13 protein-coding genes are annotated in these 20,158 nt (G+C 66.7%); 6 read left to right on the top strand and 7 right to left on the bottom strand.

Features of this window, described 5'->3' with window-relative positions; all coding sequences use genetic code 11:
- The 3 genes from yidC to rsmG all read left to right on the top strand — a co-directional run bounded on the left by yidC (position 1) and on the right by rsmG (position 2,706).
- The gene (gene yidC, locus OG203_RS25235; protein WP_405159745.1) at positions 1-1,104 is read left to right on the top strand and encodes a membrane protein insertase YidC; all 1,104 of its coding nucleotides are present in this window, start codon (positions 1-3) and stop codon (positions 1,102-1,104) included.
- 106 nt (positions 1,105-1,210) lie between these two features.
- Complete coding sequence (locus OG203_RS25240; RefSeq protein WP_405159746.1) at positions 1,211-1,762, top strand: protein jag; 552 nt, start codon at positions 1,211-1,213, stop codon at positions 1,760-1,762.
- A gap of 155 nt (positions 1,763-1,917) precedes the next feature.
- Entirely contained in the window at positions 1,918-2,706 is a 789-nt protein-coding gene (gene rsmG, locus OG203_RS25245; RefSeq protein WP_405159747.1) for a 16S rRNA (guanine(527)-N(7))-methyltransferase RsmG, read from the top strand.
- Positions 2,707-3,652: 946 nt separating this feature from the next.
- Here rsmG and OG203_RS25250 read toward each other — a convergent pair.
- Positions 3,653-4,039 carry a hypothetical protein gene (locus tag OG203_RS25250; RefSeq protein WP_405159748.1) on the bottom strand — a complete coding sequence of 129 codons (387 nt, stop codon included), beginning with the start codon at positions 4,037-4,039 and terminating at the stop codon, positions 3,653-3,655.
- 4,096 nt (positions 4,040-8,135) lie between these two features.
- Here OG203_RS25250 and OG203_RS25255 point away from each other — a divergent pair.
- The 3 genes from OG203_RS25255 to OG203_RS25265 all read left to right on the top strand — a co-directional run bounded on the left by OG203_RS25255 (position 8,136) and on the right by OG203_RS25265 (position 11,308).
- On the top strand, positions 8,136-9,092 hold the full coding sequence (locus OG203_RS25255) for a ParA family protein (RefSeq protein WP_228540497.1): 957 nt from the start codon (positions 8,136-8,138) through the stop codon (positions 9,090-9,092).
- Between the two features lie 72 nt (positions 9,093-9,164).
- Positions 9,165-10,214 (top strand): ParB/RepB/Spo0J family partition protein, encoded by a 1,050-nt coding sequence (locus OG203_RS25260; RefSeq protein WP_405159749.1) that lies wholly within the window; start codon positions 9,165-9,167, stop codon positions 10,212-10,214.
- Between the two features lie 359 nt (positions 10,215-10,573).
- Positions 10,574-11,308 (top strand): GNAT family N-acetyltransferase, encoded by a 735-nt coding sequence (locus OG203_RS25265; RefSeq protein WP_405167997.1) that lies wholly within the window; start codon positions 10,574-10,576, stop codon positions 11,306-11,308.
- A 64-nt stretch (positions 11,309-11,372) separates the two neighbouring features.
- Here OG203_RS25265 and OG203_RS25270 read toward each other — a convergent pair whose 3' ends face one another.
- The 6 genes from OG203_RS25270 to OG203_RS25295 all read right to left on the bottom strand — a co-directional run bounded on the left by OG203_RS25270 (position 11,373) and on the right by OG203_RS25295 (position 19,933).
- Positions 11,373-12,566, bottom strand: coding sequence for an N-acetylmuramoyl-L-alanine amidase (locus OG203_RS25270; protein WP_405159750.1), 1,194 nt, complete (start codon positions 12,564-12,566; stop codon positions 11,373-11,375).
- A gap of 189 nt (positions 12,567-12,755) precedes the next feature.
- Entirely contained in the window at positions 12,756-13,106 is a 351-nt protein-coding gene (gene trxA / locus OG203_RS25275; protein ID WP_405159751.1) for a thioredoxin, read from the bottom strand.
- Positions 13,107-13,135: 29 nt separating this feature from the next.
- On the bottom strand, positions 13,136-14,122 hold the full coding sequence (gene trxB / locus OG203_RS25280; protein WP_405159752.1) for a thioredoxin-disulfide reductase: 987 nt from the start codon (positions 14,120-14,122) through the stop codon (positions 13,136-13,138).
- Between the two features lie 152 nt (positions 14,123-14,274).
- The gene (locus OG203_RS25285; RefSeq protein ID WP_405159753.1) at positions 14,275-15,066 is read right to left on the bottom strand and encodes a hypothetical protein; all 792 of its coding nucleotides are present in this window, start codon (positions 15,064-15,066) and stop codon (positions 14,275-14,277) included.
- Positions 15,067-15,153: 87 nt separating this feature from the next.
- Positions 15,154-15,687, bottom strand: coding sequence for an RNA polymerase sigma factor SigM (gene sigM / locus OG203_RS25290; protein ID WP_405167998.1), 534 nt, complete (start codon positions 15,685-15,687; stop codon positions 15,154-15,156).
- A gap of 382 nt (positions 15,688-16,069) precedes the next feature.
- The gene (locus OG203_RS25295; protein ID WP_405167999.1) at positions 16,070-19,933 is read right to left on the bottom strand and encodes a murein biosynthesis integral membrane protein MurJ; all 3,864 of its coding nucleotides are present in this window, start codon (positions 19,931-19,933) and stop codon (positions 16,070-16,072) included.
- Positions 19,934-20,158: the final 225 nt, after the last annotated feature.

Here is a 20,158-nt window from a genome sequence, read left to right on the forward strand (position 1 = left end):
GTGCTCGACTTCATTTATTATCCGGTGTCCTGGATCTTGTGGTTCTGGCATCGGGTCTTCGGGTTCGCGTTCGGCCAGGACAACGGGCTCACCTGGGCGCTGGCCGTGGTGTTCCTGGTGTTCACGCTCCGGCTGGTGCTCTACAAGCCGTTCGTGAAGCAGGTGCGCACCACCAAGCAGATGCAGGAGCTGCAGCCCCAGATCAAGGAGCTGCAGAAGAAGTACAAGAACGACCGCCAGAAGATGGCGACCGAGATGCAGAAGCTGCAGAAGGACCACGGCTTCAACCCACTCATGGGCTGCCTGCCGATCCTCGCGCAGGTGCCGGTGTTCCTCGGTCTGTTCCATGTGCTGCGCTCGTTCAACCGGACCGGGCACGGGATCGGGCAGCTCGGCATGTCCACCTACGACAACGCCCACACCGCGAACTACGTCTTCAGCGCGACCGATGTCCAGTCGTTCCTGAGCGCCCGTATCTTCGGCGCCCCGATCTCGGCCTTCATCACCAGCCCCGTCACCGACCTGCAGGCGTTCGCCGATTACGGCGGCATGCCGACCAAGCTGAGCATCGCGGTCGTCGCAGTCCCGTTGATGATCATCGCTGGCCTCGCCACCCACTTCAACGCGCGCGCCTCGGTCGCCAGGCAGACGCCGGAGGCCGCGGCCAACCCGCAGGCCGCGATGATGAACAAGCTCGCGCTGTGGGTCTTCCCGCTCGGCGTGCTCGTCGGTGGCCCGTTCCTGCCGATCGCCATCCTCCTGTACTGGGTCTCCAACAACATCTGGACCTACGGGCAGCAGCACCTCGTCTTCGGCCGCATGGAGAAGGAAGCGGAAGAGAAGAAGCAGGCGAAGCTCGAGCAGCGCGCACAGAACGCGCCGAAGCCGGGTGCCAAGCCGGTCAACACGCGAAAGAAGCCAGCCGGTGCGGCCGTGGATGCCGACGACGTCGTGGATGCCGATGAGGCGGTCGACGCGGTCGACGCGCCACCGTCGACCAACGGCGCCGCCAAGTCCGCGGGCAAGGCCACGGGTCAGCGCAGGCCGGGTGGCCAGAAGCGACCGGGCAATCGGGGCCGGGCGAACCAAAAGCGCCGCCGCTGACCGCATTTCGGTGGTCGGTCGGGCCACCACGCTGAGCAACCCCTTGATCGCGCACCGTCCGGCGGCGAGCGCATGGCGAGCGCGATGAGCAGATGAAGGAAATCAAATGACAGTTGAGACCGACGGAGGGGACGCCACAGTGGCGACGACGATGGTGAACGCCGGAACGGACGCCGACGATGTCGTAAACGATGCCGAGGAAGCCCTGATCGAAGAGGGCGAAATCGCGGGCGACTACCTCGAACAGTTGCTCGACGTGCTCGACTTCGACGGCGACATCGATCTCGACGTCGAGGGCGACCGCGCCATCGTCAGCATCGACGGTGGCCGTGATCTGTCAAAGCTGGTGGGCCGCAACGGCGAAACGCTCGACGCGCTACAGGAACTGACCCGGCTTGCCGTGCAACAGGCGACCGGTGTGCGCAGTCGGCTGATGCTGGACGTCGCCGGCTGGCGCGCGAAGCGCCGGGAAGACCTGAGCGCGCTCGGTACCGCCGCCGCGCAGCGGGTGCTGGAATCCGGCGCGCCCGAGTCGCTGTCCCCCATGACGCCGTTCGAGCGCAAGATCGTGCACGACGCGGTGTCGGTGATCGACGGCGTCAACAGCGAGAGCGAAGGCGTCGAGCCGAACCGGCACGTCGTGGTCGTTCCGTCCTGAGCGAAAGCCGGACACGTTAGGGCACGGCGTATTTCGTCACCCTGACGGGTAGTGGTTGGATAGGGCCTCTGGTCTTCGGATCGGGGGCCTTGTTCATGTCTGGCACCTGATTGTCCGCACGTCGCCGGTCCCCTGATCGACTCGAGTTCGGAAGGATGTTTCACGTGGAACGAGATCTCGGTGAAACCACCGCGTTGCCTGCCGAGCTGGAACCCCCAGCGACGGCCGCGGTGGTGTTCGGCGACCGACTCGATCTCGCCCGCCGATATTGCGCGGCACTCGCCACGGCTGGCGTCGAGCGCGGACTGATCGGTCCGCGCGAGGTCCCCCGCCTCTGGGATCGCCACATCCTCAACTGCGCGGTGATCGGCGAGCTGATCGCCGAGGGCACCTCCGTGGTCGATATCGGCAGCGGCGCCGGACTACCCGGAATCCCGCTGGCGATCGCCCGGCCGGATCTCCGCATCACCTTGGTCGAGCCACTGCTGCGCCGCACCATCTTCCTGAGCGAGTTCATCGAGGCGGCCGGACTCGACGTCACCGTGGTGCGCGGTCGCGCCGAACAGTCCGGCGTGATGAAGGAAGCGGGCGGCGCCGACGTGGTCACCTCCCGCGCCGTAGCCCCCCTCGGCAAGCTGGCGCAGTGGTCCCTCCCCCTGCTGCGCGACCACGGCCGGATGCTCGCGCTCAAGGGAGTCAGCGCCGCCGAGGAACTCGCCCGCGACGGTGACGCGCTGGAGCGAGCAGGCGCGGGCAACGCGACGGTCGTCGAATGCGGAGCCGGACTCGTCTCCACCCCCACTTTGATCATCAGCGCCGAACGCCTCCCCCGCGCCGAGCGCGCGCCCCGGCGACGGGGTGAGCACGCGACCGCGCGCCGGGAGGCGAAGGCGGCGAAGCGTGCCGGTGCGGATGCGCCGGATCGGGCTCGCAAGTCGAAGTAATACTTACTCGCGGGCGGAAGTCGGTGCGGGCGATGGTGCATCGTGGGTGATTCGGTCTTGAATCCGCTGGATTTCTCTGCGGCCGTGGACATTTGGGTGTTCGCATACTGAACTTCCCGTGCACATCGCTGACTCCACCTGTTTCGTGTGGAGCTCCCGAGCAGCCCCGACTGGTATGTCTCCTCGGGGCCGATCCGCAGACGGAGTGGAGGCTGGGCGGCTCGTTATGTGGCAGCCCCAAGCAAGGCGAGTGCTCGCGGTGGACTTGACCGTCTCTGGGGGGGGCGATCTGAACCATCCGGCGGTTTCACAACGCATGTCTTTGACTCGTTCGTCGACCTGCTCGCGCCGCACCCCCCGGCGCAGTAGTTGCTCGCCCGTGTGAGTCGGAGCCGGGACTTAGCTCGCGGACCTGAACCACACTGCGGTACTTGAACGGGTCTCCCTGACCTGACTGCTGGACCGACTGAGCGAGGGCGCGCAGTGGGATGGGTAGGTAAGAAAGCGCGGCAGTCACGCCCGACCGATCATCGGTTGGAGGTCAGGGTAGCGCCGAATCGGAACGTCTGATCGAGCAGAGCCTCGGATTAGAAACTTCCAATGCACCTCCACCTACCTACTCGCGACGGCATCCGGCCAGATTCGCAAATGCATTGGGCGCGCAGCGCCGATTGCCCCAAGTCGGCAGCGGATCAAGTCGCTTGTGGTTTCACATGAAACACAGACCTTCGATGTCGCCTGCGGGGATAGCCAGCACCCCTCTGCCGCAAGAGTCACGTGACGCAACGAGTTAATGGTGGCCCGGCTTGCGGAGGTGAGCAGTCTAGGAACCATGTGAGAAGTCGTACCTTCGCCGACGATCCGGAGATCCGCGCTGCACGAGGATCGAGAGATCCGTCCGCGCGATCGAGCATGCACGAGCCGTTGCCAGAAACGTGAGCGCCCGCTAGCTTTTCGTCGCCGGGTCGCCGGGTCGCCGGGTCGCCGGGTCGCCGGGTCGCCGGGTCGCCGGGTCGCCGGGTCGCCGGGTCGCCGGGTCGCCGGGTCGCCGGGTCGCCGGGTCGCCGGGTCGCCGGGTCGCCGGGTCGCCGGGTCGCCGGGTCGCCGGGTCGCCGGGTCGCCGGGTCGCCGGGTCGCCGGGTCGCCGGGTCGCCGGGTCGCCGGGTCGCCGGGTCGCCGGGTCGCCGGGTCGCCGGGTCGCCGGGTCGCCGGGTCGCCGGGTCGCCGGGTCGCCGGGTCGCCGGGTCGCCGGGTCGCCGGGTCGCCGGGTCGCCGGGTCGCCGGGTCGCCGGGTCGCCGGGTCGCCGGGTCGCCGGGTCGCGTCGGCAGGCAAGTGGTGGATCAGTCTGTATCGGATGTTTCACGGGAAACGTAAATCTGCTTCGGGTCGTGTGGTGGGCAAGCTGAATCGGGATTGTGTCGGTTGACGCCCGGCTTGCTCTATTCAGTGGGGTGCCCGGATCTCCCCCGCTGGAAGGACGGTGGGGTGACTCCTGGATCTCGATTCGGACGGTTTCACATGAAACATCGAGATTCGGTGCCGCCTTGTCGACCCCGTCGTGGGCGAGGGCCGGCACGGGATGATGCGTGGCCGCGGCCGAAAGGTTGGCATATTCAACCGGCTTTAGGGCGACGGGCTAGATGTCGGAACTCAGCGCGTTGCGTCAGTGTTCATGCGGGTCCGGTTGCCCTTTGACAGGTACGCACGCGGGGACCAACCGCGCACAAGTAGGACTCGCGAGGAGTCCTTCGATCGGCACGCACTCCCCCGACAGTTCCTCGCGCGCCGCCCATCAAGCCTGTGAATGATCGTGAAGCCGAGTCAATTACAGGCCAATGCGGAGCGAAGACCGACTGAGTAGCCGAACTCGATCCGGACTGGTGCGCCCTGTCTTGCGGCGTGTGTGGATCCGGCTGAGCGTGCCCCGTAGCGCTTCGCGAGCTTCTGTCGATCGGCCGCACGCTCGCTCAGTTCGTTGCCGCGCAGCGCCCGTCAGGACTGTGGGCGGATGGCGAGGACGCGTCAATTGCGGACGCGCGCGGCGAAGCCGACTGTAGGCGATAGAACCCGATCGTGAGTCCGCCCTGTCCTGCGGCCCGCGCCCCGGCTGCACACTTGTAGCGCTCGCGAGTCCTGTCGATCACTCGCCCGTGTCGTTCCCACACAGTGCTCACCAAGTCTGCGGACGGGTCACCGGGGTCGCGTCGGTTACCGACGAGCCGACTGGAGTAGCCGAAACTTGATCCTGACTCTGCCTTGTTCCGGTGGCGCGCGGGTCCCCGCGGCCAGGACGACTGACGCAATCGAACCCGATCCTGGGCTCCGCCCTGTCCCGTGGCGCGGGTCCGGCTGCAGGTGCTTGCGGCGTTCGCGAGTTTCTGTTGATCGGCTATGTGCTCGTACGGGTTGTTCCCGCGCAGTGCTCATCAAGTTGCAGACGGTCGCGAGGTCGCATCAATTGCGGGCCGCCCGCACGGCCACGCGGACTGACGCAATCGAACCTGATCCTGGCTCCCCGCCCTGTCCCGTGGCGCAGGGTCCGGCAGCACGTGCTTGCGGCGTTCGTGGGCTTCTGTCGATCGGCTATGCGTTCGTCCGGGTTGTTCCCGCGGTGCTCATCAAGTTGCGGACGGTTGCGAGGTTGCATCAATCGCGGGCCGCCCGCGTGGCCACGCGGGCTGACGCTATCGAGCCCGATCCTGGCTGAGCCTTGTCCCGTGGCGCGGGGTCCGGCTGCACGTGCTTGCGGTGTTCGTGGGCTTCTGTTGATCGGCTATGCGTTCGTCTGGGTCGTTCCCGCGCAGTGCTGATCAAGCCTGCGGACGGTCGTGTGGTCGCGTCAATTGTGGGTCGTGCGCGGCGAGGTCTGCTGAGGTAGCCGAGCCCGATCCGGACTGTGCGCGCTGTCCTGTGGCGCGGGTTCGGCTGGGCGTGCCTGTAGCGCTCGTGAGTTCTTGCTCGATCGCTCGCGCTCTCGCGCGAGGCGTTCCACATAGCGCTCGCCGGACCTGCGGACGGTCGGCGGGGTCTGCGCCGGTTGCAGACAGCCGACTGCGGCGGCCGAACCTGATCATGACTCCGCGCTGTCTTGGGCGTACGTGGGATTGGTTGCGCGCTTGTAGGAATCGCTCGCGAGGTTCTCTCAATCGAACCCGATCCGGGCTCCCCGCCCTGTCCCGGTGGCGCGTGGGTCCGGGCTGCACGTGTCTGCGGCGTTCGCAAGTTTCTGTCGATCGGCTATGCGTTCGTCCGGGTCGTTCCCGTGCAGTGCTCATCAAGTTGCGGACGGTCGGGACGTCGCGTCGATCGCGGGTTATGCGGCGAGGCTGGCCGGGGGCAGGCGAACCGATCTGGACTGTGCGCGCTGCCTGTGTCGTGCACAGTCCGGTTGCGCGCGCCTGTAGCGTTCGCGAGTTTCTGTCGATCGCCCGCGCTCTCGCGCGAGGCGTTGCCACAGCGCTCACAGGACCTGCGGACGGTCACCGAGGTCCGCGCCGCTTGCCGACAGAGGTAGCCGGGACCTGGTTCTGACGCCGTGCTGTCCTAGGGCGTACGTGGGACTGGTTGCGTGTAGGAATCGCTCGCGAGGCTCCCTCGATCGGCCCGCTCTCGCGTCGCCGATCTCTGTGCGCTGGCACAGGGAGGTGTGGGTCTAGTTGCATGGCGGTCCGAATGAGGTCGGGCCCCTGTGCTGTTGGAGACTCGCGAGTTTCTGTCGGTCGGGATGCACTCGCTCGGTCACTCCCCGCACCGCGTTCACCAAGCAGCGGACGGTTGGTTGATGGCAGGGCTGCTCTGTTTCACGGGGAACCAAATCTCTCCGCCGCAGGCACGAGTGGGGGACTCCCCCGAGATCTTGTCGGGCGGGTCTGGTCACGGGAGACGCGTTGGTTATGGCGTGCACGGCGAGGCCGGTTGAGGCGCTGAACTGATCGTGTGTACGCGTGTATGCGTTCCGTGGGTCCACCACGCGTGGGACGTCGCCGTGTACCTGTCGGTCTTACGAGGCAGTTCCGCCCATCGGAGAGCGCGCGTTGAAGCGGGTAGTGACGCCCCGGTGATGATCCTCAACGGGACTGCAACGATCGCAATGCTGAGCTTGGTTGGCATGCCGCCGTAATCGGCGAACACCTGGCCGCACTCCGGCGTGACCATCAAGCCCGCGGCTAGTCGCTCTCCACGTAGTGCTTCCCGAAGTCAGCGAGCAGTCATCAAGGTCGGGATCGGTTGCGGGCACGTACGGGGGCGCGGGCAAGCGAGGCGGAAACTTGAGGCTGACTCAGCATGGGGCTGACATAGAACGCTGGCAGTCCGGGGCGCGGTAGGTCGTACGAGCAAGTCGGACCAATGCACCGGATGACTCGTAAGTCTCTGCCAATCGGCACGCGCTCGGTCGTCCCCTGCAGCGCTCACACCAAAGCATCGAAGTTCAGTCGCCCGCACGGCTCGCTCTACTTCACGGGGGGACCGAAGCTTCCTGTTGCAGGGGCAGCTGAGCGGCTCCCCCGGTCTCGCGTTCGGAAGGTTTCACATGAAACATCGGGAGTCGGTGGCGTCTTGTCGTACTCGCCGAGGCGAGAGCCGCATGGGACACGATGCGCGGCCGCGCGGGCAAAGAGGTTGGCACGTGCAGAACCGGTTTAGGCAGACGGGCTAGATGTCGGACCTAGGCCGGGCCGCACAAGACATGATGCGCAGCGCACGTCACGGGTAGGCGCGCACGGGCCAGGCTTGCGGAGCGACGGGCCGGAGGCTCGGCTCGGGCGCGTTCCGAGAGAGCGGTTGTGAGTCTGGTCCAGGCGGTCCGCATGCGGTTGAGGCAGACGACCCTAAGGCTGATTCATCGCGCGTTGCCTTACGGAGTACGTGGGTCTGGTAGTCCGCACGTGTGGGTCGGGAGGAGCTCCCCTGGGACTTACGAAGCTGCTTCGGGATCGGTAGGCGCTCATCCGGTCACGCTCCGGCGTAGCTACCAAGCCCACGGATGGTCGGCGGAGTGCGCTGGTTTCGGGTCGGCACGCGATGGTTCGTGGACGCCAACCTGCTTGGAATGACCCGTAACCCCGTTGGCGCGTGCGGTGTTTCATGTGAAACATCGGGGATCGGTGTGGGAATCGGGACAGTTTTGCGTGTCGTGTGCGCGTTGCCGCGATTCAGCTTTCTTATCGTGCTCGGTGCTGGCAAGCTAGTGAGCGTCGGGCGTGAGCGTAGGTGCCACGGAGGATTTGGTGTCGCGACGAGAGTTCCGCTCGGTCGATCGGGCGCCGCGAACCCGGTTGAGCATCATGTTCGTACCGACACCAGCTGTTTGATGACACGGCGCCGACGCTCGTCGGAAGCACGTGATCTGAAGTTCTCGGGTTAGGAGCTGTCTATGTCGAGCGGTCCGGCGAATGTTTCACGGGAAACTACGTCGCGCGTGCCGGGAATGCTGGACTCCAGCAATTTCGACACGGAGACATTCGGAAGCACACCGTTTGGGAACATCTCCCCCAGCGAGACCCCGATCGCGGCCGAAGCACAACGCGCCAGCCAGATTCTCCATCCAGGAAAGGTGACAGTGCAGAAACCGCACGAGCAGCGCATCATCACCATCGCCAATCAGAAGGGCGGCGTCGGCAAGACGACCACCGCGGTTAATCTCGCGGCCGCTCTGGCGCATCAGGGGATGACGGTCCTCGTGATCGATCTGGACCCGCAGGGCAACGCCAGCACCGCCCTCGGCATCGAGCACCACTCGGGTGTCCCGTCCAGCTACGAACTCCTGATCGGCGAGGTGTCGGTCAGGGACGCGATCCAGCAGAGCCCGCATAACGAGCGGCTGCTGTGCATCCCGGCGACCATCGATCTGGCCGGTGCGGAGATCGAACTGGTGTCGATGGTGGCCAGGGAGGGTCGGCTCAAGGCCGCCATCCAGGAGGCCAATATCGCCGGTTACGACATCGACTACGTGATGATCGATTGCCCGCCGTCGCTCGGCCTGCTGACCGTTAACGCGATGGTCGCGGCCAAGGAGGTGCTGATCCCGATCCAGTGCGAGTATTACGCGCTGGAGGGTGTCGGGCAGTTGCTCCGCAATATCGGACTGGTGCAGGCGCACCTGAATCCCGACCTGCACGTGTCGACGGTGATCCTCACGATGTACGACGGCCGGACCAAGCTGGCCGACCAGGTCGCCGAGGAGGTGCGCGGGCACTTCGGTGACGTGGTGCTGCGGTCGGTGATTCCGCGCAGTGTGAAGGTGTCCGAGGCGCCGGGCTACGGAATGACGGTGCTCGATTATGATCCAGGCTCCCGAGGCGCGATGAGCTACCTCGATGCCGGGCGTGAAATGGCGGCCAGGGCTACGGCGATGGCACATGCCGCGGCCGAAGCCGCGGAGTGATCTGGCTGGATGTGAGGGCCGGGTCGGCGAGACCCGGTTTGGTGGCGGAACGAGGAAGGGGTCTGTAGACCGATGAGTCAGGCGAAGAAGGGTGGGCTAGGGCGCGGTCTCGCCGCGCTGATCCCGACGGGACCGGCGGCTACGCCGGGGCTCAGCAGTCAAGCGGCCAGCGTCATCGGTCTGGATCCGATCGGGCCGCAGCCCGCGTCGGCCTATCTGCATCGGGTCCCCGACCCGGCCGACGATGACCTCGAGGCCGGCGGTGCGGTCTATCGCGAGATTCCGCCGGATCAGATCGAGCCGAACCCGAAGCAGCCGCGTCAGGTGTTCGAGGCCGAGGCACTGGACGAGCTGGTGCACTCGATCAAGGAATTCGGCCTGATGCAGCCGATCGTGGTGCGTCGGGTCGAGCCGGGCGTCGACAAGTATCAGCTCGTCATGGGCGAACGCCGGTGGCGCGCTTCGCAAGTTGCGGGCCTCGCCGCGATCCCCGCGATTGTTCGGGACACTGCCGACGAGTCGATGCTGCGCGACGCCCTGCTGGAGAACATCCATCGGGTGCAGCTCAACCCGCTGGAAGAGGCGGCGGCGTACCAGCAGCTGCTGGAAGAGTTCGGCGTCACCCACGAGGCGCTCGCCGATCGCATCGGTCGTTCCAGGTCCGCGGTCACCAACATGATCCGGCTGCTGAAGCTGCCGATCTCGGTGCAGCGTCGCGTTGCGGCAGGTGTGCTTTCGGCCGGACACGCGCGGGCGCTGCTCGGGCTGACCGCAGGAGTGGACGCGCAAGAGGAACTAGCCAAGCGCGTTGTTGCGGAGGGACTATCCGTTCGCAGCACCGAGGAAGCCGTCATCCTGGCAAACCAGGAAACGCCCCCGGAACCGGTGGCCGATCCGAGCGTGCCCCCGGAGCCGAAGCACAAGCCGCTGATCGCGGCCGGCATGCAGCGATTCGCGGAGCGGTTGGCCGACTCGTTCGATACGCGGGTCATGGTGAGTATGGGCAAGCGCAAGGGAAAGATCGTCGTCGAGTTCGGCTCGCTCGAAGATCTCGAGCGCATTGCTAGCCTGATGGGCCAAAACCCTCAGCTTGTAACAGAAGTGACAGAAAAAGACTTGTGACTGCGACGGGCACGACCCCAGAGCCGAAACGTCACTGTGACGGGGTGTGATTTCCGCAAGTCAGCGGAGCACGGGTCGGACCAGCACAAGTTCTTAACCAACAGCACAGCGACATGGAATGAGGCGGGTTCTCTTGATCGCTTATTCTTGCTGGCAAGAACATAGTGATGCGGTGTGAGCGAACGAGCCATGGGCGCGGGCCGAGCTTTGCTCGGTGATGACAGAGCCGAGCTTCAGCGAGGTGCAATCATGAGCGAGCGAACCGTGAGTCGGAGTGCCTCGCGCATGCTGGGGCCGAGCGCGAGCGAGGCACAGACATGAGTGTGGACGAATCGGACAGCTGGAGGCTGAGCAGAGCAGTGTCGACCAGCGTCACAGCACTTACCCTCGGCGGGCTCGACAAGCTCCCCGCGCACTCCCGGCGCTGCGTGTTCTGGGAGATGGATCCCGCCGTCGCCGAGGACTCCCGCGGCTTCAGCGACCCCGTCTTCGAAAAGGAGGCCTGGCTCTCCACGGTCCTGCTGGAATGGGGTTCCTGCGGGCAGGTGGCGAATGTCGACGGCAATGTCGCGGGGTGTGCCCTGTATTCGCCGCCGAGCGCCGTTCCGCGTGCGACCCTCTTCCCCACCTCACCGGTAAGCCCGGACGCGGTCCTGCTGACCACGCTGCAGGCCGAATTTCCGTATCAGGACAATGAGGTTGCCCACCAGCTGATGCAGGCCGTGGTGGCCGATCTGGTGCGTCGAGGCGTGCGCGCACTCGAGTCGTTCGGGATTCGCTCCGATCCGCCCTCGCAGGCACTCTCGGAACGCTTCGGCTCGATGACGCTGATGGAGCGGATCATCTCGCCGATCAAGGGAACCGGCGCGAACGCACCGGGTTCGATGACCGAGTGCTCGCCGGAAACCTGCATGATCGAGGCCGACTTCCTGGAGGAGGTCGGATTCAAGGTGATCGCACCGCACCACCGGTTCCCGCGGCTGCGCCTGGAACTCGACTCCGATCACGGGTGGAAGGAAGACGTGGAGCGCGCGCTCGACCAGCTGCTGGCCGCCGCCGCGATGACTCCCCCGGCACGCGTCGGAGTGCGCTGAGAATCTTCGACGAAAAGCGCCCCCCGCCGATGAGATCGGCAGGGGGCGCTGTGTTCAGCTCTAGCTACATGCGGTCTGCGGCGGCGAGTTCCTCCGCCAGCAGTTCCGCGAAAGTGTATGTGCCCGTTGGCTGATCGTCCTGCCCGAGCAGGTACAGCCGCTTGACCGAGACCAGGATTGCTTCGGCGATCACATCGCGCATGCGCGGATTGGTGAGCACGGTAGCGTCGTAATCGTTTGTCAGATAACCGATATCGACCTGCACGGTCGGCATCTTGGTGAGCCGCAACAGATCCCAGGTCCTTGCGTGCGTCCGGCAATCCTGCAGCGAGGTGCGCGCGACGACCTCACGCTGGATGAAACCGGCGAGCACCTGACCGATCATCGACACCGAGCCGTGCGAATTGCCGAAGTAGAAACCGGCGACACCGTTGGCCAGCGGGCTCGGGTTGGTCGCGCAGCGCAGCGAGATCATCAGGTCGGCGTCGAAGGCGTTCGAGGTATCGGCACGTTCGGCGTCGGTCGAGTTGGCGCCCCATGCCCGCGACAGGAACGTCTCCATGCCGGTGGCTGCCATCCGGCCCTCGAGCCGACTTGCCAAGTCCCACAGGATTTCCGACTCGAACACCTCGCCGAACTCGGTCGGCACGGGATGTCCCTTGTCGGGCCCGCCGAGACCGGGGTCGATGACGATGCGCTTACCGGTGAGCTGTGGTCCGGCCCGGTGCACCACTTCTTCCTCGGCGATCCGATGCGGATTACCGCCGGTGACGCGGGCGCCGAGCAGGTCGAGCGAGCGCAGCGTGTCCGGCCCGCAGATGCCGTCGGCGGCAAGGCCGATCTCCCGTTGGAAGGAGGAAAGCCCCTCGTGGGTGTGCGGGCCGAAGTAGCCGTCCACCCGGTGCACGTAGAAGCCGAGGTCCTGCAGCTTGCGCTGCAGTGTCGCGACATCGTCGCCGTACAGCGGCGCGGAGAGCTGATAGATCAGCGTGCGCGCGCCGAGGCGGTAGGACGCTTCCTTCAGCGCTCGGTAGGTGGCCGGGCCGACCACACCGTCGACGAGCAGCCCGCGATGTTGCTGGAACGCGCGGACGGCTGAGTCGAGTCGGTGGTCGAAGGAGGCCTCGGTGTCTTTCCAGTACTCGCGTGCGTCGGCGTGATCGGTATCGACGTGTGCGTGTAAGAACCCGAGACTTGCCAGGGTGCTCCGAACCTCTGCTACGGCTGGACCGCTATCGCCGTGACGAAGTCGGTGCATGCGTGAGAGCCCTTTCCTTCCGTCAATCCGGGTACCCACTCATGCGATGGGATACACCCTGCGCACGACCGGCATCGGTCGATTGTCTCAGACCCGGACGGGAATTCGGCATTCCCGGGTCCAGGCATCCTACGGCGCGTCGATGGTTCTCGACGGCCTTTGGCGCCTATGGCATTAGCGCGACAGGTGTCAGATCTCGCCGTCGAGTTCGCGCAAAAGGGCGGCTTTGCCCTTCGCACCGACGATCTGTTTCACCGGCTTACCGCCGCGGAACAGCATCATAGTGGGCAGCGAGAGGATCTTGTAATCGCGGGCGGTGCCGGGATTCGCGTCGACGTCCACTTTCGCGACAGTCAGCTTGTCCGCGTGTGTGCCGGCGATCTCCTCCAGCACGGGGGCGACCATCTTGCACGGTCCGCACCAGGTGGCCCAGAAATCGACGAGGACGGGCTTCTCGCTGAGCAGCACATCGTCGGCGAAGGACGCGTCGGTGACGGTGATCGTCTTCTTGGCGCTGTCGGTCTTGGCACTATCGGACATAGCGTTCTCCTTGCTGAGACGAGGCGTCGTCAGTTGGCGGGCACGGCGACCGTGTTGCCCGCGTGGTCCAGGGTGTTCGAGCTGATGTCGCCCTGGTCGGCGAGCCAGCGCTCGGCGTCGATGGCCGCGCGGCAGCCGGTGCCCGCCGCGGTGATCGCCTGGCGGTAAGTGTGGTCGACGAGGTCGCCGGCGGCGAAGACGCCGGACACCTTGGTGGCGGTCGACGGGTGCACCACCTGCACGTAGCCCTCGTCGTCCAGCTCGACCTGACCATTGACCAGCTCACTGCGCGGGTCGTGGCCGATCGCGACGAACAGGCCGGTCGCGGCCAGCTCCGAGGTCTCCCCGGTGCGGGTATCGCGCAGCACCAGGCTCGTCACGCTGCTGTCGCCCTTGACCTCGGCGACCTCGGCATTGAGCACGAACTTGATCTTCTCGTTGGCCTTGGCCCGCTCGAGCATGATTCGCGAGGCACGGAACTCCTCGCGCCGGTGCACGATGGTCACGGTGCTGGCGAACTTGGTCAGGAAGGTGGCTTCCTCCATCGCGGAGTCGCCGCCGCCGACCACGACGATGTCCTGGTTCTTGAAGAAGAAGCCGTCGCAGGTGGCGCAGGCGCTCACGCCGCGGCCGAGCAGCTTCTGCTCACCCGGCACGTTGAGGTAGCGGGCGGCCGAGCCCATGGCCAGGATCACCGCGTAGGCCTGGTAGGTCTCGTCGCCGACGGTGACGGTCTTGATCGGGCCGCTGAGGTCGAGCGCGTCCACGTCCTCGGTGCGGATATCGGCACCGAAGCGCTTGGCCTGCTCGCGCATCTCTTCCATCAGGTCCGGGCCCATGATGCCCTCGCGGAAGCCGGGGAAGTTCTCCACCTCGGTGGTGGTCATCAGCGCGCCGCCGAATTGGGTGCCTTCGAACACCAGTGGCTGGAGCTCGGCCCGGGCGGCGTACACGGCGGCCGTGTAGCCAGCGGGTCCGGAGCCGACGATGATCAGGTCGCGAACTGGCGCACTCATGAGGCCCTTCCGGGGAGAAATCAATGGACGTCTCGGTCAACAACAGGGTAATGGCTATTGTTCCTGGACTTGTCCGGTCCCACGTGAGGTTCGGCTCAGTGCCGGGACGGGAGCGTTCAGGTACCCGCGCAGGCGGTTGTGGCGTGCGCCACTCAGCCGATGTCCTGGGTGGCGAGGTGTTGGGGATCGGCTGTGCTGCAACCGGTTCCGACGACCAACGCGGTGATCTTCGGGGTGCGTGGCCCGGTGAGCAGGATCAGCACCGCGTCCTTGCCCTGATAGCGGATGTTGTTCGAGCCGAGGATGGTGCGATCGAATCCGTTGGCGTGCACGCAGCGTTCCCTCGCGGCCACGCTGCCGAGCAGTCCGGTGGCATCGTTGCGGCCGAGCGCGCTGAGCATCGCGGGCGCGTCGAGGTCGTCGCCGAGTTGGTCGCTGTTCGCGGTCGGCTGGGCGGTGGGTGCGGCGTCGTTGCCGCGCACCGTGGTGAGCGCGATCGAGGCGCAGGCGACGACCGCCACCGCGGCGGCAGCGGCGGTGAGCCAGCGCAGCCTGCTCCGGCGGCGGTCGTCGAGCGAGATCGGCACGGCCGATGGCGTGGAAACCGTGGTGGCTTCGGTGTTTTCGGGTGCTGCCGATGGTGGCAGCTGATAGAGGGTCGCGCCCTCTTCGGTGGGCTGCTCGTTCAGGTCGAAACCGTCGACGAACTGTTCGAGCCGGGCGGCGATGTCGTCGGGCATCGAGTGGATGATGTGGTCGCTGCGGCCGAGTGCGCGTAGCTCGGTGGCGACGTCGTCCAATGCGTGCACGAAGCGCAGCGCGTCCCCGTCGCGACGGACCGCGGGCCACAGCTGCTCGCGCAGCTCGGGCGTCACATTGTCGGCGTGTAGGTCGGCGAGCAGTTCGGCCGGGAACGGAGGCTGCGGCACGGACCTGGTCGCCATCGCACCTCCAGTGTTCTCATCTGACATCGGCGGGGGAACTACACGAACATCGTCTACGGGCTCGTCACTATTAATGACGCACCTCAACTACTTCCGGTTCCCTGGATCGCGCAGAAATTCCAGGCGTTCTTGCAGACGTTGCCTCCCGCGCGCGCAGCGGCTCTTGATTGTTCCCTCCGGGACACCGAGCATAGCGGCGGCTTCGGCCACGCTATACCCCTCGAGATCGATGGCAACAAGTGCGGTGCGCTGATCCGGCGGCAGCGAGAACAGCGCGTGATCGACCACGAGTGACATCTCCAGTTCGGCGACCGCGTCCCGGTCGTCGCGCGGTTCCGGCATCGTCTCCGCGGTCAGTGAGACGGCCTTGCGGATCTTGTTGCGCCGGATCCGGTCGAGACAGGCGTTGACCACGATCGCGTGCAGCCAGCTGCGCACCTCGGCCTCGGCCCGGAACGAGGCGGCCGTGCGATGGGCCGAGAGCAGCGCGTCCTGCAGCGAATCCGCCGCGTCCTCGCGGGTGTAGGAGGTGCGAAGGGCGGTCTGCCACAGGTGGTCGTTGTGCCTGCGTAGCAGCTCGGCGAAGGCGTGCCGCTGGCCGCGCACATGCGCCTGCAGCAGCTCGACATCGGTGTAGTCGTCGCCGACGAACGGATGTTCGCGGTACGCGACAGGCCGCGATGTCCCCCCGCGGAAATCCTCGTTCAATTCGGACGACAATGCCAACCCCTTGGACAGCGCTCACGATGGCAACGGACATGGACGACCATCACCGAAATTACGCAGCATCCAGGATCGAGAAACCAGAACCCGGGAAGCTCCCCTGCTGAGAGCGCGAGGAGATCATATCGTCACTCGCGATCGAGCAGCAAGCTGCTCCGCCCCGCCGCGGATTCAGGCCAGACTGAGGTGCGCAGCGGCAAAATTGGCGGCTGGCGGCAAGTGAGGGGGTCGGGTCAGCCCGTACCCGGCGAGTTACCCATGTACTCGCGCAATCATCGCGCTAAGGCGCGGCGTCGAAACGTATATCCGCGATCGAAGTTTGGAACTGACCACCACTGGAGTTACCGAGACCGGTGATCCAGATGAGCACGTAGCGGGCGGCTTGATCGGTGCGTACCGGAATGTCGGTGACCCCGTCGCCCAGCTTGGCCGAGCCGATCAGCTGGGTCTGATCCAGTGTCGGCGACGCGGTCGGCGAGGTGCGGATCTCGACGGCGGTGCCCGGACTCGGCGAGTTGATCGAGACGTTCGTCAGCTTGGCCGGGCTCGGTAGCGTCGATAGCAGCCCGACCCCCTTCTTCAGCGCGGGGAACTGCTGGAAGTACTGATCCGAGCGCCATAGGGTGGCGGGATTCTGATCGAGCACCGCGTTGACGCTGCCGACCCCGTCCGGGGTGCCCTCCGGCGAGAACACCGACACCCCGGTAATCGGGACCGGCACCCCACCCGTCGGGGCGGTCGGCCCTGCGGCCGCCGGTGTCGCGGCTGGGGGGCTGTTGTTCGTGGTCAGGCCGATATTGCGCTGTTCGTTGAGCGGCGCGTCCGAGGCGCCAGGCGCGAACACGCTGACCATCCACCAGATCACGACGCCGACCACCAGCGCGGCCAGGATGCCTAGACCGACCATGATCCACATCATGCGCTGGGATCTCTCGCGTTCGGCCGCTAGCAGTTCCGGGTCGGCGAGTGACTCGTCGGGAGCCGACGGCGGGCGCTGACCGAGCCGAAGCACCGGGATGAAATCGGTCTTCTGATCCACCACCGACGCCTGCTCGAGCACGTGCTGCACGGTCGCGGCGGTGCGCACGCCCTTGTTCGACTCCAGCGACCGCACCGCGACCGCCGAGATCTCGAAGGGCACCTCGGGTCTTATCTGGCGTGGCTCCACCGGCGTGCCGTCCGGGCCGAAATCGGCAAGCCGCAACCCTCCGACGGTTGCGGCGGTACCGGTGATACCGCCGGAGCGGATCGGCCAGCGGGCGGTGATCAGTGAGTAGAGCATGGCGCCGAGGCCGCGCACGTCGGACTGCGCGTCCGAATCGGCGAGGGTGCCCGGGAAGGCGAGCACCGCGTCGCCGGTCGCGCTGATCCGTACCCGGTCCGGGTGGTCGATGGACAACGATCCGCCGCCGCGATGGGCCAGTTCGGCAGCCGAGGCCAACGCGCGGATGGCGCGGGCGGCGCCGATCGGGGACGGCACCGTTTCGGCCATCTCGCGCAGCGAGCGACCAGGGGTCCACTCGGCCACCACGATGCCGCCTGAGCTGCCGCGCACCACGTCGAGCACCCGAGCCAAGCCGGGCGAATTGATCCGCCCGAGGCGCAGCGTGCGGGACAGAATCGCCTGCGGGCCGTCGTGGCCGGAGTTCTCGCTCGCCTTCTGATCGGCGTCGACGAAGGTGAGCGCGACCTCGCGGTCGAGCTTGATGTCGAGCGCCTGCCAGAACTTCAGGCCGCGGGCCCCGCCGTGCCCGGCGAGCAGCCGGTAACGGCCACCGGCCACCGACGCGCCGGGAATCAGCTTCGGACCGCGCTGCGAGCGACGGGAGCCGAGGTTTTCGCCACCGAGCGGTGGCATCTCCGGCGACCCGATCGGGATCATCCCGGTGTCGTACATCGGGTCGCGTGCCGGTACCGGACTCTGGCGATCGTGCGGACCCTGCGGGGCCGCCTCGTCGACCGGCGGAATCGCGTCGTGATCCGATGGACCGGTGTCGGTCTCGCGGTTCGCGTACGCGGGATCCGACGGCTCTCCTCCGGGAGGCGGGGCATCCGTGGAAAGCCCGCCTGCCGTGGTCGCAGAAGAATCAGCGGCTGGGACGCCGCCCACCGCGTCGTCGCTCACCCTCGGTCCTCCTTCGCCCTGGTATGTCGAGGTTCCGGCGATTTCGCCACTTGTGCTTCTCTGCCGAACAGGGTACGGGAACTCGCCCATGCCGGTGATGTCAACGGCATCGGCTCGGATCACGGGCAAGACCATGGTCTGAGCATCCATGTACGGGTCGTACCCAGGGTATGCCAGATACGGGTCGGGCCTGCGCAGTACTCGAGTCGCGTAATCGTCGACCGGACCGTCGAGGTCGAGATCGGGCGCGGGTGGGGTCCAGCCGAGGCGCCGCGAGATGGCGACGGTGATCGCGACGACCTCGGGAACACCGGCAAGGCGCATCAGGCCGAAGGCGACCGAGAACATGACGATCGCCGTGATCGCGACCCGGATGAGCGAGCCAGGGCCGCCGAAGGCACTGGTCAACCGGTCGAGTCCGAGCACGCGGTCAACGATCCACATGACCGCGCCACCGGCCACCGACCCGAACAGGACGCGGGTAATGGTCCGGCTGACGTTCGACATCCGCAGATCGCCGAGACTGCGATGCAGCAGGAAGCCACCAACGGCGGCGCCGACCGCGAACCCGAGACCGTTCGCCACGCCCAGCGCGATCACCACGTGATCGGCGTCGGTGACCATCGGCGCGATCGCCGAGAAGAGAATCTTGGCGGCGGTGATCCCGAGGATGATCCAGGTCGGGATCCAGGCCTGCTCCCTGGCGTAGAACACGCGCAGATGAATCAGCACCAGCGCGTAGGGAATCAGCGAGAAGGCCGACCAGCTGACCGCGAGGCCGAGGCGCGCGGCATCGTCGCTGCCGAAGTTGCCATAGCCGTAGAGCGCCTGCCCGACCTGTGGCCCGGCCAGGGTCAGGAAGGTGACCACCGGCAGCAAGGCGATCATGGTCAATCGGGTCGCGGCGGAGAGGTCGTCGACCACCGCGGGAGTGTCATCGGCGGCGGCGTTGCGGCTCAGCCGCGGCATGATCGCGGTGAGCACGGTGACGCCGAGTACGCCGTACGGCAACTGCAGCAGCAGCCACGCGTTGTTGTAGATGGCCGGGCCCGCCGCGTCGGCGTGCGAGGAGATACGGGTGGCGAAGACGAAACCGGCCTGGCTGATCGCGACGTACAGGATGATGGCCGCGCCCATCCCGCCGAACTGCTTGAGTCGCGCGTCGACACCCCAGAGTGGGCGCAGGTCGATGTGCTCGCGGCGAATCGCGGGCACCAGGCTCACCGCCTGGACCACCACGCCGAGCGTCACACCGCCGCCGAGCACCAGCAGTTTCGGGTCGCCCATCCGCACCGGGTTCAGGCTGATCTCGCCAGGCATCAGCACATAGAGACCGAGCACCGTGAGCACGACGACGTTGTTCACCACCGGTGCCCACGCACCGGGCTTGAACTGCTGTCGGGTATTGAGGATGGCCGTCAGCAGGGCGGACATGCCGTAGAAGAGGATCGCGGGCAACAGCAGGAACGCCAGCGCCGTGGTCAGGCCGGTGTTGACCTTGCCGTCGTCGGAAAGGAACACATAGGTGGTCAGCAGCGGCGCGGCCGCGGTGGCCAGCAGTGCGGCGGTGGCGAGCACGACGAATGCCGCCGTGACGAGTCGTCGGACGAAGGCCTCCCCGTTGTCGGGGTCCTCCTGTTCCGCGCGCACCAGCGTCGGCACCACGATCGCGGTGAGCACCGCGCCGAGCACGAGTTCGGCGATCATGTTCGGGATCTGGCTGGCCACGGTGAACGCGCTGGCGATGGCCGGGCCGAGCACGGTGAGCAGCAGCAGCTGCTTGCCGAAGCCGGTGACCCGGCTGATCAGGGTCGCGAACGCGATCGATCCGGAGTCGCTGAGCAGCCGGGCGCTCGAATTCGGCTTCTCGGCTGTCTTGGTCGCGGCGGGGAACTCCTGGGTCCGCGGCCGGTTGCCTACCTCGGCGGGCTCGGCGACCGCCGGAGCGGGTTGGCGGCGGCGCGGCGGCGCGTACGGCTCCGGCCGAGCCTGCGGTGGGGCGTATCGCGGCGGTGGCATCCGGTTGGACGGCGGCGGGCCAGCGGGAATCGGCTCCTGCTGACCGGGACGGGGTGCGTCGGTCGGGATCGGTCCGGACTGTCCGGGTGCCGGGCGCGGAGCACTGGTTGGCATCGGACCGGGCTGACCGGGTGCGGGACGTGCCGGGCGCGGAGCGCTGGTTGGTATCGCGCCGGATTGCCCTGGCCGCGGCGGGCTGACGGGAATCCCGCCGGACTGACCGGG

Source organism: Nocardia sp. NBC_01499 (assembly GCF_045040275.1).
Classification (GTDB): Bacteria; Actinomycetota; Actinomycetes; order Mycobacteriales; family Mycobacteriaceae; genus Nocardia.